At 55.6% G+C, this 15,091-nt stretch carries 20 protein-coding genes; 8 read left to right on the plus strand and 12 right to left on the minus strand.

What is annotated here, in order from left to right:
• The 8 genes from R8G34_00005 to R8G34_00040 form a co-directional block, all read right to left on the minus strand.
• A partial coding sequence (locus R8G34_00005; protein MDW3221269.1) for a type VI secretion protein occupies window positions 1-597 on the minus strand: 597 nt, incomplete at its 3' end.
• Between the two features lie 247 nt (window positions 598-844).
• Window positions 845-1,549: a lytic transglycosylase domain-containing protein gene (locus R8G34_00010; GenBank protein ID MDW3221270.1), complete on the minus strand. Its 705-nt coding sequence runs from the start codon at window positions 1,547-1,549 to the stop codon at window positions 845-847.
• Window positions 1,542-2,090, minus strand: coding sequence for a S26 family signal peptidase (locus R8G34_00015; protein ID MDW3221271.1), 549 nt, complete (start codon window positions 2,088-2,090; stop codon window positions 1,542-1,544). The genes R8G34_00010 and R8G34_00015 overlap by 8 nt, the downstream gene beginning before the upstream one ends.
• Window positions 2,060-2,518, minus strand: coding sequence for a DUF2840 domain-containing protein (locus tag R8G34_00020; protein MDW3221272.1), 459 nt, complete (start codon window positions 2,516-2,518; stop codon window positions 2,060-2,062). The genes R8G34_00015 and R8G34_00020 overlap by 31 nt, the downstream gene beginning before the upstream one ends.
• A 4-nt stretch (window positions 2,519-2,522) precedes the next feature.
• Window positions 2,523-2,804, minus strand: a complete 282-nt coding sequence (locus R8G34_00025) for a helix-turn-helix domain-containing protein (GenBank protein ID MDW3221273.1) — start codon at window positions 2,802-2,804, stop codon at window positions 2,523-2,525.
• Between the two features lie 176 nt (window positions 2,805-2,980).
• Complete coding sequence (locus R8G34_00030; protein MDW3221274.1) at window positions 2,981-3,481, minus strand: DUF2285 domain-containing protein; 501 nt, start codon at window positions 3,479-3,481, stop codon at window positions 2,981-2,983.
• A gap of 73 nt (window positions 3,482-3,554) precedes the next feature.
• A complete protein-coding gene (locus R8G34_00035; protein ID MDW3221275.1) occupies window positions 3,555-3,725 on the minus strand; it encodes a DUF6499 domain-containing protein in 171 nt (56 codons plus the stop codon).
• Between the two features lie 131 nt (window positions 3,726-3,856).
• Entirely contained in the window at window positions 3,857-4,129 is a 273-nt protein-coding gene (locus R8G34_00040; protein ID MDW3221276.1) for a DUF2285 domain-containing protein, read from the minus strand.
• 140 nt (window positions 4,130-4,269) lie between these two features.
• Between R8G34_00040 and R8G34_00045 the strand changes: the two genes are divergently transcribed.
• Window positions 4,270-4,488 (plus strand): helix-turn-helix transcriptional regulator, encoded by a 219-nt coding sequence (locus tag R8G34_00045; protein MDW3221277.1) that lies wholly within the window; start codon window positions 4,270-4,272, stop codon window positions 4,486-4,488.
• A 13-nt stretch (window positions 4,489-4,501) separates the two neighbouring features.
• On the opposite strand, the gene R8G34_00050 is transcribed toward R8G34_00045, so the two are convergent.
• Window positions 4,502-4,810 (minus strand): hypothetical protein, encoded by a 309-nt coding sequence (locus R8G34_00050; GenBank protein MDW3221278.1) that lies wholly within the window; start codon window positions 4,808-4,810, stop codon window positions 4,502-4,504.
• A 98-nt stretch (window positions 4,811-4,908) separates the two neighbouring features.
• Window positions 4,909-5,178 carry a hypothetical protein gene (locus R8G34_00055; protein ID MDW3221279.1) on the minus strand — a complete coding sequence of 90 codons (270 nt, stop codon included), beginning with the start codon at window positions 5,176-5,178 and terminating at the stop codon, window positions 4,909-4,911.
• Between R8G34_00055 and R8G34_00060 the strand changes: the two genes are divergently transcribed.
• The 7 genes from R8G34_00060 to qatC all read left to right on the plus strand — a co-directional run bounded on the left by R8G34_00060 (window position 5,177) and on the right by qatC (window position 12,657).
• Complete coding sequence (locus R8G34_00060) at window positions 5,177-5,449, plus strand: hypothetical protein (protein ID MDW3221280.1); 273 nt, start codon at window positions 5,177-5,179, stop codon at window positions 5,447-5,449. The two genes, R8G34_00055 and R8G34_00060, sit on opposite strands and share 2 nt — an antisense overlap.
• A gap of 182 nt (window positions 5,450-5,631) precedes the next feature.
• Entirely contained in the window at window positions 5,632-5,862 is a 231-nt protein-coding gene (locus R8G34_00065) for a hypothetical protein (protein MDW3221281.1), read from the plus strand.
• An 11-nt stretch (window positions 5,863-5,873) separates the two neighbouring features.
• The gene (locus R8G34_00070; protein ID MDW3221282.1) at window positions 5,874-7,754 is read left to right on the plus strand and encodes a hypothetical protein; all 1,881 of its coding nucleotides are present in this window, start codon (window positions 5,874-5,876) and stop codon (window positions 7,752-7,754) included.
• Entirely contained in the window at window positions 7,729-8,532 is an 804-nt protein-coding gene (locus R8G34_00075; protein ID MDW3221283.1) for a TIGR02391 family protein, read from the plus strand. The genes R8G34_00070 and R8G34_00075 overlap by 26 nt, the downstream gene beginning before the upstream one ends.
• A gap of 119 nt (window positions 8,533-8,651) precedes the next feature.
• Entirely contained in the window at window positions 8,652-10,499 is a 1,848-nt protein-coding gene (locus tag R8G34_00080) for a P-loop NTPase fold protein (protein ID MDW3221284.1), read from the plus strand.
• Between the two features lie 47 nt (window positions 10,500-10,546).
• Window positions 10,547-11,374, plus strand: a complete 828-nt coding sequence (qatB, locus tag R8G34_00085; protein ID MDW3221285.1) for a Qat anti-phage system associated protein QatB — start codon at window positions 10,547-10,549, stop codon at window positions 11,372-11,374.
• Window positions 11,371-12,657, plus strand: coding sequence for a Qat anti-phage system QueC-like protein QatC (gene qatC, locus R8G34_00090; GenBank protein ID MDW3221286.1), 1,287 nt, complete (start codon window positions 11,371-11,373; stop codon window positions 12,655-12,657). The genes qatB and qatC overlap by 4 nt, the downstream gene beginning before the upstream one ends.
• Before the next feature lie 1,297 nt (window positions 12,658-13,954).
• Here qatC and R8G34_00095 read toward each other — a convergent pair.
• Together R8G34_00095 and R8G34_00100 are read right to left on the minus strand one after the other, a co-directional pair.
• Window positions 13,955-14,377 (minus strand): hypothetical protein, encoded by a 423-nt coding sequence (locus tag R8G34_00095; protein ID MDW3221287.1) that lies wholly within the window; start codon window positions 14,375-14,377, stop codon window positions 13,955-13,957.
• Window positions 14,378-14,600: 223 nt separating this feature from the next.
• Window positions 14,601-14,939 carry a DUF736 domain-containing protein gene (locus R8G34_00100; GenBank protein MDW3221288.1) on the minus strand — a complete coding sequence of 113 codons (339 nt, stop codon included), beginning with the start codon at window positions 14,937-14,939 and terminating at the stop codon, window positions 14,601-14,603.
• Between the last annotated feature and the right edge of the window lie 152 nt (window positions 14,940-15,091).

Raw genomic sequence — 15,091 nt, forward strand, 5'->3', positions numbered from 1 at the left:
ATTGGCTTTGCCCCGCACGAGGATGTGCACATGCGGATTGTCTGTGTTCCAATGATCGACGGCGACCCAGTCCAATCTGGTCCCGAGATCCCGTTCAGCACGGGTCATCAGGTCACGCGTGAAAGCGCGCAGGTCCTCAAGCTCGGTGGCATCTTCCGGCGAGGCGATGAACCGGAAGTGGTGCCGGTCATCTTCGCAGCGCGCCGCAAATCCGCCCCGGTCGAGGTCATCGCGTTCAGACCCGAACAAGTCTGCGTCGCGTCCGTCTTGACCGACGCCGTCGCGCTGCAGGTAGCCGAGATGCTTGGCCATGGGCGCGGAGCGAAAGCGCTTGCCTTGGTGGCGCACGACGCGGGCCTTCACGACGACGCGTCGGGAGGTGCGGGTCAGACCTTTGGCGGTTCGGGCAAACCGTCCGCGCCCGAAAGAGGTGTTGCCGGAACGCGTGCTGCCCGCGCCGATACGGTAGCCGGTATGTCCGGATTTCCGCACTGCTCGCATGACCTCGTTGACGAAACGGGTGGGTTGCTTCGAGGTCCTGCCGCCGTCGCGGATACGCCCGGGGCGGATGCGCAGGTCATTGTCGCGCCCGGTCATGGCCGCATTCGCTCGCAGAACATGCTGCCGCACAAAGAATATCGCAAAATCAGAATTTTAGATGAAGTCCTGCGGCATGCAGCTTGGATGTGCGGCGCAAATCCTCGCAGAGAAACAACAGCTTGAGGTCCGCTTGCGGCACCTCTTTTATCTCGCGCTCTTTCTGTTGAGACCCAGTGCGTCGACCAGCACCTGCACATTCCTGCGACCGGGCGTTCCAGACCTCGCCATGGTGCGATTGCGCGGATCATGGCGTTTGCCCCCGGCTGAGAGGCAGGAAGATGCCGTTTCGAGACGCGTCTGACGCAATCCGTTGGGTGTCATCACCTTGGGTTTGACCCTCCTCAGCCGTTGCCGCGAACAGCGGGGCGTCGCGCCAGTCTTGCGTCCTGTGCGGGCGGCTGACTGCCCGCGCAATGCTGGTCCCGTCGCCGATGAGGGGTGCGACGATGGCGAGGTAATTGCGAGTTTCACGCGGCAGGGCGCGCCCGGTATCAAGGTGCTCTTGGTAGCACGCAGGCCCGGCATTGTAGGCAGCGAGAAAGCCGGGGGACCCGAAGCGGTCGTACATTTGCCGCAGATAGGCGGTACCGGCGAGGATGTTGTCGCGTGGATCGAAAGGGTCATTGCCAAGCCGGTGGGCTGCGCGCAATTCGGCCCAGGTGTCGGGCATGATCTGCATAAGCCCCATGGCGCCTGCGTGGCTGACCGCGCGTTGATTGCCCGCACTCTCGACCTCCATGACGGCACGGATCCAGGGCTGCGGGATGCCGAACCTGCGCGCGGCTTCTGCGATATGCATGTCGATGGGTTGCTGTTCAGATGCAGGAACACTGCGGTCCTGAGCGATCACGGCGGACGGTGCCACGGGGATCGGAGTGCAGAGGAGCAGCACGAGCGCAGTAGTGATATTGGCACCGCGACGTCTGTGCTCGGGTTCAACTTTACGCATCTTCCGCCCCTCCATATGTCCAAAGAGGGATGGCGCGACCGAGAACTGTGGCGGCTGACAGGGGGCCGAAATAGCGTCCATCGAGGCTGTCGGCGACACCAGCAAGGAGCAGGAAGACCTCGTCCGAGGCGAGCGTTACACATCCCGTCCAACGGGGAAGCGGGCGGCCCTGTCGGTCAGCCGATGCTGCCTGGGCAACAACGGTGCCGGCGATGGCGATATCGAGACCATCGCGACAGACGGTCATGCCCGAGACGGCCGCGACGCGTTTCAACAGCAAGGTATCCGCACCAACATAGCCGCGTTCAACCACCCAGGATGACCGGTCTTCCGGCAGGCGCACGGCAACGATTTCGCCCAGCGATGGCCCTTGTGACGCTCGAACGACATAGAGGCCGATCGGCACGCTTGCCGAGGCATTCCAGATCAGGCGCGGTGCGCGGTCGATCTGTGCAGCTGCGAGCAGACCAAGGGACAAACCGGCCGCGAGGAGGGCAGGGGCCGCCGCGCTCATGTCGTCACCAAGCGTCGCTTGAGCCATGCCGCATGCCGGGCAGGGCTGTAGGGCCGGGGCTCCAATGCAGCGGTCAGGCGGTTGTGGACGTGCCGCCAATGGTCGGGGCAGACATCTTCCGGTGCGATGCCATAGCTTTCCACGATGTCGATGGACCGAAGCGTGGCCTCGACCTTGGGCCAGCCGGAGAGGCGTAGCAAAAGCTCGCCACCCGGCGTAACACAGGGCACTGTCGAGCAAGGCTCGCCTGCACCGACGGCGCGCAGAATGTCGATCCGGCTTTCAACGGTGCCATAGTCGTTCGACGACCAGCGCAGGAGCGCGAAGATTGCGCCGGGGGTGAAGGCTACGCGCTTTTCCGTGCGCGTCAGGATGGTTTCCTCGGCAATCCGACCGAAACGGATCCAGCGCTCGATGCGCCCTTCGATCCAGGTGAGGTGGACAAGTGTCTGCATTGGCTCAGCGCCCACGCCGCAGATAGGCCGGCGAAACGGCGGCATAGCGTTTGGCGGGTAGAACGCGGTCTTCGGTCTCATCCGAGGTCGAGGTCTTCTCGCCTCGTGTGACCCAGGCCTGCAGATCGTCGACCGCGTAGACGACGCGCCCGCCGATTTTCGAGTAGCGCGGGCCGGTTCCGTAGGTCCGGTGTTTTTCCAGCGTACGGCCGGACAGGCCGAGAAAGCGGGCGGCTTCCGGGGTTCTGAGGTAGCGGGGCGGGAGTCCTTCGTTTGGGTCGGGCATTTGAGCATCTCCGGTGGCTAGGCCGCGCGACGGCGCGTCGCGGGCTGTCGGAGGTCATCAAAACGCAGATGCGCCGTGGGGAGGGATGACGAAGATCGCGGCGCGAAAACGTCACCCCTCAAAGGCCAACTTGATCAGGCCTGATGAGGGTTCGAACTTCGGGGATTGCGCGGCGATCACTTGCGCGGCTTGGAGCGCCCCGTTGGACCGCGACCGAGAAGGAGAAAGCGATAGCCTTTGGTGGTTAGATGTGTCCCATGGGCCGACAGTCGGGTGATCTGGGCTTTCAGGGAGCTGGTTTTCCAATGTTCACGCGACACTGCCTCCACGCCGAACAAATGCCGCGCGATTGTCTGATAGCTCGCGCTGTTTCGGCGCGCATCGAGCGTGCGCAGTGCAAGCTGGATGCGTCGTCGCTGCTGCGGTGTCAGGGGCGGAGGGGATCGTTTCTGGCGCAGCAATTGCACACGGAGCGACTTGAGTGTGTCGACCCGTGCCGCCCAATGTTCGTCCAGCGGAACCAGAATCCCAACCGGGCGTTTGAGGCTATTGGGATCCAGCACGAGCAACGCACCCGTTGCGAGGCGCACATACATCAAGCCGTCCTGCGTTCCGATGACGGTCAGATCATCTGTATCGATACGTGTCGCCGTGGTGTCGCTGCCAGGGACCGGCACAGCATACCCGACCGCTGCCGGGGCGATTGATGGCTTCCAGAAGACGGGTGCTTTGGGTGCGTCGATGTCCGGATCAACCGGGAAATCGTAACCCCCATGCAGCCGGTGATTTCAATCCATCCCGCATTCGCGGGTAATTGGCGCGATAGTCGGAATTGCGGCGCAAGCATTCCCAGGCCAGCCCGGACAGGTCGAGACTGTCGAAATGCTTGTAAGCCGCTTCGTCTTGCCAATCTTTGGTCATGGCGAAGCTCCGCGTCAGCTGTTTCGATGGACAATGAGTATAGCTTGGTGACGCGTCAAAACGACGGCAGGAACGGTTGCCCTGCGCAACCTGCGCGGGTGTTCGCCGATGTCTTACGGATAAGGCGAAGTTCAGCCGTTACCGCCCTCAAGCAGCTTGCGATAGCCGTGCTCCGTCATCCAACGAGCGCGGGCGAGGTGGCTGTCGTACATCTTTTTGGCACGCTCTGGTTCTTTGGCGGCATCTATACCGAAAAGAATCTCACTGACTTCCTGCAGGCTGGCACCGCTTTCAGCGGCATCAAACAGGCGCAAGTACAGCGTCATATGCGCGTGGTCGTAATCGGTCAGCTCATCGCTTTGCGGTGCGAGATCAGCGATCGGCGTGGTGCCTGTGGCAGACATGATTCCCCCTCGCCGTTGGGCGTTAAGGCTCATAACAGCACATCAAATTGCGTGTGCAAGGTCGGATTGCAGTCAGTTGAACTGACGATGAGCATTATAATACGTCGCACCAAAATACGCGATAGGTTCTTTACTGGCGGATGGACATCCGCGTTGTTTTTGCAAGGAATCTCAAGCACTACCGCCAATTGCGCGGGCTGACACAGGCCGCGTTGGCGGCGGTAATGGATGTCGACCGCGCGCATGTCAGCTCGATGGAGCGAGGTCAGCAGAATGTCACCTTGCAGACCCTACAGCGGGTCGCCGCGCATCTGGATGTGGACCCAGCGAAGCTGATCGAAGAACACTCGGAACCCTAATTGAGTTACAGGATCACGGAATCCCTATCTGATTTGGGCGGCTGGATTGGACGATGGCGGTCGGTTGCTTGGTGGCACTGGTTTCGTTGGCTGCCCGAGGTGTGCACTTTCGCCCGCGTGCTTTTCTGCGCCTTATCCAGTCGGCCCCAGCATAGGTCACGGTGTGGATATGCACCTCGTGTGCATCATCGTCAATAGTGAAGGCGATCACGGCCTTGCGGCCTGCAGGAATGCCGCGCAGCCAGGGCGCAATCCCATCCCGACAGCTGCCCTTTTGGGGCAGTTCGGTAAGGCTAGCGAAAGCTGCTTCGATCTCGTCCAACCTGCGCGCTGCCTATTGAGGGCCGGCATAATCGTTCAGCCAGCGAATGATCGCGCCTAGATCCTCCGCAACCGCCGGATGGAACCGGATGCGATGGCTCACGCCTCGCGCGCGGTCTGAAGGCGGGCCCGGGCGGCGGCAAAGGCTTTCTCCGCCGAGACATAGTCGGCGCGCGGCCTGTCGAGCCGCGCCCGAATTTCTTCGGCCATCGCGCCGAGGGCCAGCTCGCGTTCCTCTTCATCGCGCATCATCTGCTCCAGAGCCGCTGCCACAGCCGCGCTTTGCGAGGCGAAGACGCCTTGGCCCACCTTGTCGGTCAGGAACCGATGGTGGCGGTCGGTGAAGCTGATGGTTGTCTTGACGGTCATGCTGGGCTCCGAGGTATGGCTTAGTCATATAGTCGAAGGCTTGAAGACCAACAAACTCTTCGAGGAGGGCGGAAAGCGTGAATTCGCCGCGTCGCGGCAGGAAACTTTGGAAGCTGCGAAAGCGGACCATTTGTCAATGGTGTTTTTGGTTCGTCCTGCTTTGGGACAGTTGTTCAGGGAAGCAGAAGTTCGCTGCGATTGCGAGGACATCAGTTTGTCGGACCCGATGCAGACCTTCAATGTAGTCCGTTTCGGTCTGTGTATTTTCTAGCTCTGATGGGTCGCTTAGCAACACATAAACTCCGATGTTCGGGTATTATCTTGTGTGACGAATTTCGTGCGATAAGAAATACGTATTTCCGAAATATGTGATGAAATTCAGATCATATTTGACTCTTTCTTGTGAATATTCTTTGGTGAAGAGCGTAAAATTCAACGAAGGATTGTTCAGCATTGTCCGAAGTAATTGATAAAAGGGAGAAATTTGTTCGACTCGCAGAGGGGCGGACGCAGTCCGCCTTGGATGCGATTCGCAAACTCGGCAATCTTTCGAACCGGCGAGCGTATGAGTACTCAGACAGCGATGTGAAGAAAATCGTGAAAGCTCTTCGAGACGCTACCAGCGACATTGAACGAAAATTTGGCTCAACGGCCAGCGATGGCGTCGACAAATTCAAGCTCTAGGGGCACATTGCATGAAGTCAGAACCACTCAATATCCGCGACAAGCGGTTCCTTATCAATCGACTGATTGAGCAAGCTCCTGTGAACACTTTAGTTCGCGAGTTTTTCAAGAACGCTGACGAAAGTGCAGCTGGCGCTGCTTACGGCAACCGTCGCATCGAGATCTACCCGACTATGATCGAGGGTGTTAGGAAGCTCACTTTCTGGAACACTGGAACGGGCATGGACGACCGCGAGCTAAAACAAGCGACCGAGTTGTCCTCTTCGATCAACAAAGAGATGGCACTCGATGGAAATTTTGGCATCGGAGCAAAGGTTTCAGGTCTGACAATGTCGAAAGAGGGCATTCGCTATCGTTCTTGCAAGGATGGCACTGTCAACGAAGTGGTGATCGGCTTCGATGCTGACGAACAGACCTATGTTCGGTTCTCAGTGGAAATGCCTGATGGCAGTTTCGATACGATATATGACGTCACTCAGGCTGCAATTAGTGACGGTCAGGACACATCGTTCGATTGGACGGAAGTTGTCCTCATGGGCGAGGGTGAAGACCACGACACTGTTGCCGAGCCACTAGGGAAAGGAAAGAGCCAAGATCGTAGTTTCATACCGTCGGCTATCTTCCGGCGCTTCGCACGCTTCTCTGATGGCGTCGATGTGCGCATCGACGTCGCTATGACCAAAGGTGGAGGCAAAGACGAAACCGGTCGCACGCGACGCTTGAAGACGCTCGAAGAAGTGGCGGAGGAGCTTCCAAACCACGAGTGGGTTGACGCGCCGGGTGGAGAAATAAGGGTACACTATATCCATGACCCGAAGCACGAACGCTACAGCCACTCTCTCAGCGCGCTGGCCAACCCGGCAACCAGCTCGACGACCTTTTGTGCGTTAGTTCACAAGGGAGAGCGTTATGACATTAAGTCCAGAAAAGCCTGGTCAGCCGCTGCTCCAAACTTCGGAATTCCATTTGGTTCGAAGGTTCTCACAGTTGAGATTGAGCTTTCAGATGAACTGGCGCTGCCAAATCAATATAGGGATGGGCTGACCTGGCCAGATGACCGTTCTCAAATGCTTGCAGAGGACTTTGACGATTACGTACGGGAACTGATGCCAAATTGGGTCAAGGATGTCATTCGCGCGGAGTCTCCGATGTCGGACGACAATTTGGATGATCTTCAGTCCGACCTCCAGAAATTGCTCGATGAGTTCCGTATACCGACAGTGACATTAAGCCCATCACGCCGTCAGTCCGCGATGCTGACTGAGGCGGCAGCGGAAGGCACCGATACATCTGATCCCACTAGTCTCGACACCAAGTTTCCCGAGCTAAGCGAAGCTGGTGACATCGACGGTGCTGAAGCCAGTCCAAACAAGAGCCAGCGTGCAAAACACAAGAAAGTCCGCAAGGCGCCGGATGGTTCGAAGCTCTCACGCTCAGCTCAATCATTGGAGCGCGTGCCAGAAATCAAGATCCTCACCGATCTAGAGGAGATAGCAGACAAGAACCTGAAGGGTCGCGCAGGCCGCTACTATAAGGATGCACAGACTCTGTTCGTGAACGGTCTTTACTCCGCTGCTGAGCGAATGGCCGTCGAACTTGATGCTGAACTGCGAACTGCGGGCGAGGCTGAAGTCGTGCGATCGGCGATTGTGAAAGCCTCGCGGAAGTTTATGGCTTTCCGTGTTGGCAAGGCGACTTGCTATGCAATCAGTAAGCGTCTTTCAGATGATTGGTCCAGCGACGATCTTGACCGTGCGACATCACCAGAATCTTTGTCGTTAGCCGCGGATGACTATAAGCAAAGCATTTCACAAGCTAAGCGGTACGCAAAGGAGCTGATAAAGACGGCGGACGTACCAGAAGAAAATGACAAAGCAATATCCCTCGTTTGACGCACGTAGCATCGAAGCAATAGCGCGCGCCTTGGGTGCTACGGAGTTTGGTTTAACCAACTCTGAGATAGATAACGTATGCTTGGCATGTCGATTCCCGATAGAAGAGGCTGGGACAAAGTGGAAGCGCGTCTACAATATTTTGGTGAATGATCAGAACAAGCGGGGCGATCGACGCGGGATCCTCGAGTTCATCCGTGTAGCTATGAGACCCGCCTTGTACGTACAAGCACCGGAAGCATTTGAAACACTTCGGCAAAACCTAAATCGCGCGCTCCTCTTTGAGGGGATGGAGCTTCAGAAGGATGGGAAGATCCGCAGAGTTGAACGAGCAAACACAATATCTGATGCTTTGAGGCGTGCCACCGAGCTGCGGGAAGAGCTCACCACTCGGGGTGTGCACCCGGATGTCCTAGACTACTGCAGGGAGGAACTGTTGGCCGACAACTATTTCCACGCTGTCCTTGAGGCAACCAAGAGCTTGGCACAGAAAATGCGAGACCGATCAGGTTGTACAGAAGACGGCGCGGCACTGGTTGATCGAGTGTTGCTCGGAAAGAAGCCACTTCTTTCGATCAATGCACTCGCAGATGAGAGCCAATGGTCGGAACAGAAAGGTTTCGCCACCCTTTGCAAAGGAATATTCGGTATGTTTCGCAACCCAACAGCTCACGCTCCAAAAGTTTCTTGGCCGATGAGAAAAGAAGACGCCGTAGACATCATGTCGATCTTGTCACTTGCACATCGTAGGTTGGATCAAGCCCGTTTTGGTACATGAGCGCCCACGCAAAGAGGCGGAGCTAGGCCGCAAATCAATAGTGTTTCAAATGGCGGGCTTAAATCATAGGCTGTGCATATCAGTATTGTTTCTGTGAATTTCGAGAAGGAGCCAATCGTTTGTGGCCGGATAACGAAACCTCAATTGATTTTGTAAATTTCTCGGGCGTGGCAGAGACAGTCGCGGAAATTGTGGTTCAAGCTGACGGCCGACCTATTTCGATCGGTGTTTCTGGAGCCTGGGGTATAGGCAAGTCTTCCATGATTAAGCTGACCCAGGCCGCTCTGCTTGAGCGATCTCAGGTGAGAGACGGTAGGGAGTTTGTCTTCGTAGAGTTCAACGCTTGGCTCTATCAAGGTTACGATGATGCACGGGCCGCCCTTATGGACGTAATTGCATCTAAATTACAGGATGAAGCTGTTTCTCGTGAGACAGCAATAGACAAAGTTAAAGACCTCGCATCAAGGGTGAAATGGTTGCGGGCGGCAAAACTCATCGCAGGACCCACAGCGGCATTGGCACTTGGCATGCCACTACCTGGTTTGTTCGGAGGACTAACAGATTTAGGAAAAGCAGCCCTTGAGGGCAATGTGTCGGGTGAAGACATCGACGAAGCTCAAACCCTTGCTGGTCAGGCTTCGGGTGCTTTGTCCGGACTGATCGGTGAGAAATCGCAAACATCTCCTCCCCAAGAGATCCAGGCGTTACGCGACAGCTTTGAAGACACTCTAAAGGAGCTTGGGATCACTCTTGTTGTGTTGATCGATGACTTGGACAGATGCCTACCTGAAACCACCATCTCGACTTTGGAGGCAATTAGGCTCTTTCTTTTCCTGCAGAACACAGCTTTCGTTGTCGCTGCCGACAACGACATGATAAAACATGCAGTAAAGCGCCACTTTCAAGGGGTGTCCGACGATCAACTAGTCACGAGCTATTTTGACAAGTTAATCCAAGTCCCCATTCAAGTGCCTACTCTTGGAACGCAAGAAGTTCGCGCTTACATGATGCTGCTTTACATAGAGAACAGTCGGCTTCCATCCGAAGTGAAAGAGCGAATCCGATTAGGCGTATGCGAACAACTAAAGAAATCATGGCAAGGAAACCGAGTGGATCGCGCTTTTGTGGCGTCGCTTCATCCTGGTATGCCGCAAGACCTGCTTGCTAGACTTGAAGCAGCTGACAGGTTGGCTCCTCTCATGGCAACGGCAAGCGGTATCCAAGGTAACCCTAGGCTCATCAAACGATTTCTGAACGCGCTTGCCATAAGGATGACGATTTCCAAGGCCCATGGTGTGGGGGTAGACGAAGCAGTCTTGGCGAAACTCCTGCTGTTCGAGCGTTTGGGCGATCCGAGTGCCTATGCGGACCTGATTTCCAAAGCATCAGCGCACGATCAAGGTCATCCGGAATTTCTGGCAAAGTGGGAATTTGATGTGGGTGCGGGCAAGTCGATTGAACTTGAGAAACCGTGGGATGCCCCATTCGTCGAAGAATGGCTTACTCTGCCGCCGCAAATTGGGAACGTTGATATCAGAGGTGCCCTTTACGTAAGTCGAGAACACACTCCGCTAATTCTCCCAGAAGATAGATTATCTTCCGAGGCAGCGGGATTGCTGGAGGCACTCCTGACTGAGCCCAAGATGGCGAGGTCGATTCTGAGTGAGATAAAGAGCTTAGGTCGCTCCGAAACCTCGATTATCATGGATCGATTGCTTGATCGTGCACGACGTGAACAGAGCTGGGGAGTTCCAGACATTCTGGAGGCATGTCTTGTGATCGCCGAAGCGGACCCTCTCCAAGGGCAGCGGTTAGCCACATTTCTTGCCGATCGTCCAGCTGCACAGATTGAACCTAACATCGTTCCGAAGATTGGCGATCAAGGCTGGGCGCCAACCGTTTTCAGTAGTTGGTCGAGCGCCGAAGTCTCTGGTCCGGTCAAGAAGGCTATAGAGGGTCAGAAATAGTAATGGGTACATCTCAATCTAACCCTGGCCCGGGCGGCGGCGTTCCGATGGTGCCTCCTTGGGCTGATGATCCACCGTCTGAGAATGAACCGACACCAGAGCCAGACACCGAGGAATCTCCTCCAGCCGACGGCTCGGAAGATGAAAATGGCAACAAGCCGAACCAACCAGACCCGAGGTTGCCGCCAATAGAACCTGCCCCGGCAAGAAGATTTGCCGGAAGCAGCAGAAATCTGGGTGACTATGCGAGGTCAGGCGACAGATCCGCACTAGAGAGGGGCGTTGGCCAATATGTAAGCAAAGGATATGGCGGAGCAGGGACCGCTACACGTCGATTGGGCAGCACTGCATCAACTGCTGGAGCTCTAGGAAGCGCTCTATCGCAGTTGTCCGGAGACACGCCGCCGCAAGAAGGGAGCTCCCTTGATCCCACCTTGCTTGCGGGTAAATCCGCAGACGAAGTGATGGATGCAGTAGTTGAGGCTGCACGACCAGTGGACGGCACGCAAGACGCCGAAGCTTCGCGCGCTTCCATCAGAGATGCTATGGCGGAAATGCTCACCAATCATCCTGACGCAGACCTGTTTGAGCTGACTGACTCACAGCGTGAAGAAATCATCGAAAACTACGCAGCTAACGATGTGTTTAGGCGCTTTGAGCTCGACATCGGAAAGACAATTCGTGACAAAGCGCCCTCTGTAGCAGCCGGATTGTCACGTCTTGGTCAAGCTCGAGAGTACATTAAACAAACCGTTGCGGCTGCTTTCCGTGGGTTGCGAGAGTCCAACAAATCCTTTTCGGAGAGATCGATAGCTTCCGTCGTCCGCACAGCAATTAGAGATGCGTTCCAGGTATTCGAGGAGTACGCTCAATGAAGTTAACCTGTGCTCCGACCGGATTCGATTTCAAAGAAGATGGCGGATTGAATTTTTGCCTCTATGGGCAACCTAAGTCGGCTACCAGCTCGAAGTCTGCTCGAGGTGGAGGAGGAGCTGCCGCGCTTAGAAAGATAAAGCAATCGGGCTTGGTCCCAAGTTCAAGAGCTTGGGATTTCCTTTCTATTGCATTGTCGATTATCGCCGCTGATACGGCTGGGCTTCGTAAAGAGAGTCCAGACGGCTGGACACGTACTTTTGAGGTTACAGTTGCAGTAATCGATCCCAAGTTTTGGAGTTCTCAAGCCACAGCACTTCAATCGGCGCTTCAGTTTTTGACAACGGACCGTTGGAGTTTGCGTTTTGTGCCAGGCGGGCTTCAACCAAAGCCACCGAAATACATCACTCGACCACCGCAAGACTGCGTCATGCTTCTGTCAGGCGGTTTGGATAGCTTGATAGGTGCCTTGGACTTATCCGCAAATGGCCGAATCCCACTGGCCGTTAGTCAAATCGTTCGCGGTGATGGCGAAAAGCAGACCGTATTTGCGGCAGAAGTGGGCGATGGATCAAAACACCTTGCCATGAACCACAACGTTACAACGCCTGGCGAGAGCGAGGACTCCCAACGCGCGAGATCTCTAATCTTTTTGGCTTTTGGCGTGATTGCCGCAACTTCTTTGAAGAAATACCATGAAGGCGAGGAAGTTAGTCTCTATGTCTGTGAAAACGGCTTCATAGCAATCAATTCTCCACTTACAGGTGCTCGTATCGGTAGTTTGAGCACTCGGACAGCCCATCCAGAGTTTTTAAATCGGCTACAAGATATTCTAAATGCGGCCAGTTTGAATGTTCAGATAACAAACCCTTATGGACTCATGACAAAAGGGGAGATGATGAGGCAATGTGCAGATCAAGACCGACTTCGGATTTATGCACCACAGTCAACAAGTTGTGGTCGATTTCAACGCTATAACTATAAACACTGCGGACGTTGCATTCCTTGCCAGATTCGGCGTGCTGCATTCCTTTATTGGGGAGAAACCGACGATACTAACTATCTTTTCGCAAATCTGGGAAAGGTCGATGATGATCACGCGAGGTTCGACGACGTTCGCTCAGCTTCAACTGCTGTCGCGGTCAAGAATGCGGACGGGTTGGACTCTTGGATTGGTGCCTCTTTGAGTTATCCGATGATGGGTGAACGCGGACCGCTGAGAGACATGATAGGCCGAGGACTAGATGAGCTGGGGGAGCTTCACAAAACCTTGGGCGTTAAGTGATAGATTTTCATTGTCATCTGGAACTCTATAGCGACCCACTTGCTGCAGCCAAGCGTTGCGCTGCAAAGCAAATGGACGTCCTATCAGTCGGTACAACTCCGTCAGCTTTCCTTGGAACCCGACGAATGGCGGAGGGTTACCCGACCATTCGCACGGCACTAGGCTTTCATCCCCACCTTGCCGCGCAAAGAATGTCCGAACTCGAAACGTTCGACATGCTGCTATCCGAGACTGCTTATGTGGGGGAGGTTGGACTAGATGGCACACCAGAACACCGAAAAACTTGGGATGCACAAATAAGGGTGTTACGTCATATCCTCCGGAGTTGCGAAGCCGCTGGCGGCCGAGCTATTTCGATTCACAGTAGACGAGCTGCGTCTGACGTCCTTTCCCTACTTGAAGAAGAACTAAGCAGTGGCATACCAATATTTCATTGGTTTACGGGGTCTCGGCGAGAGCTCGAAAGGGCTGTGGAACTGGGCGCTTGGTTCAGTGTTGGCCCGTCGATGCTTCGCAGTAATCGAGGCCGGGATCTTGCTGCTAGAATGCCCAATGCACGCGTACTAACGGAGACAGACGGACCGTTTGCGATGTCTCGGGATCGTGCTTTGTTGCCGGGCGAAGTAGGAGATGCACTTTTCGGGTTATCTGAGATCTGGAAATGTGAAACCAAAGAGGCGCTCAGCATAGTCCGTTCAAATCTAGCGACCCTAGAGAGTTCGATCTCACAGCCATAGGTGTGCTTACTGCTTTGCAAATGGTTCGCAGAGAGAGCGTTAGCAACTCTCTCGGCTACCAAGAATGCTAAATTCGCGGTGGGAGATCCTTCAACCTAGATGGTAGCGTGCGAAGCGAAGGCGTTGCTTTCGATTTCTTGGGGCGTGTATCCCGCAAAACTTTCTGTCCTGAATCTGTGATGCAATAGCGCTCATGAACGCCATCAACAAACTTCTCACTGACGAATGGCTCTATCCATCCATTCTCCAAAAGTGACCCAATCGTTTTTGCGCCAGCTCCACGGATCTGGGCTGCATACTCCCACTCTTGATGCGCAATACACTGGAGAGCTTTCCTTTGTCGTGTGGTGGGCGTCAGCATACAGCCTCCTTCTGCGTTGCAAGATTTAGATCACTTCTGTCATGTTGTTGCAACATATGGTGGCCAGTGGCTGATTGCCCAAGGTTGAATTTCACAAGAGCGCACTCCCGATGCCTCAAACATGAATGTCCAGATTATGGACTGCACTCGCAGCAATTGGATGCCAAGCTAAAGGCTGCTTTGGACAGCGCAGATCGAACTACCCGTGAATTGCCCTGCACGCATCGGCAGCTTTTCGGAAAAACTCTATCACATCAGCATATGCGATCCTCATCTTCCCCTCCCAATCGGATTCAAACTGAAGGCCTGCTTGCTTACTCTCTTCGCTGGTGTCGATAGTCTTTGAGTGGATGATCCGATGGACGAAGGTTATCCCTGTTTGCTGGTTGCCTGTCGCAATATCGAACAGCCCAGGCAGGGGCTGATCCAATTCGAAACCAACTTCTCGCAACAAAGTCGTGTAGTGCTCCCATAGCTTACGAACGATTACTGCGGAGTAGACTACCGAAATCTCAAGGCGAATGGGTGTGCCATCTTCCCAGTCTCGATGAAGCACCCGCATTTCAATTTCGTCAGCATGGATGCATAGCTGATCCGCATAGGGCATGGCTTCTATGTGCATTCGCTCTCCAGAAAAGCTAATTTTAAGCCCACCTTATGGCCCCGATGAGCAAATGTCGCCAAGGTCGGCTATGCGGGCTGCAAGTGCAGAAAACTGGCAGTTGACCGAGTGACCGCTCTGGGCCGGACCCGTTGCGGTCAAGTATAACCGCGTGTCGCTCGCGGTCAGCACAAGATGAGAAAAGGTCACCCCGCCCGGTGATCCCGGGCGGGGTCGTCTGCTGTCAGTCGCCGTTGCGGCGGGTGTTGGGGCGCGACCAGATGAGGCTGAAGGTCTCTTCGCCGCCTTCGATCACCGTGTCGTCGAAGAGGTTGGCGTAGATCGGCTGGGTGAAGCTCGGGTCGTCGAGCTTGAGGCTCAGGTAGTCGCGGCCCTCCGTCGAGCGCTTGGACCAGGCGGCCCCGATCTCGGCGCGGCCGACGAAGACGCGGTGGGAGGGGGCGTTGTCGTTCGGGGTGCTGTCCTCGGGGACGATGCGGACGGCTTTCGCCTGCACGCTCAGGGTGACGATTTCGCCGACGTACTCGTTGCCGGTCTTCTTGAAGGTTCCGATGGTGGCCATGTCATGTCTCCTTTTGGCTTTTCCGAGCCCGCGCCCTTCGCGGCCTCGATGGCGATCGTCAGGACAGGGGCGATCCGCCGACGCAGCCCCTGTGGCCCGCAGCGCCAGCGGAGGACGGCAAGGCCGGTCTTTCTTGTTCCGCGAGGAATGGC

The sequence above is a fragment of the Paracoccaceae bacterium genome, from assembly GCA_033344815.1.
GTDB lineage: Bacteria > Pseudomonadota > Alphaproteobacteria > Rhodobacterales > Rhodobacteraceae > Roseobacter.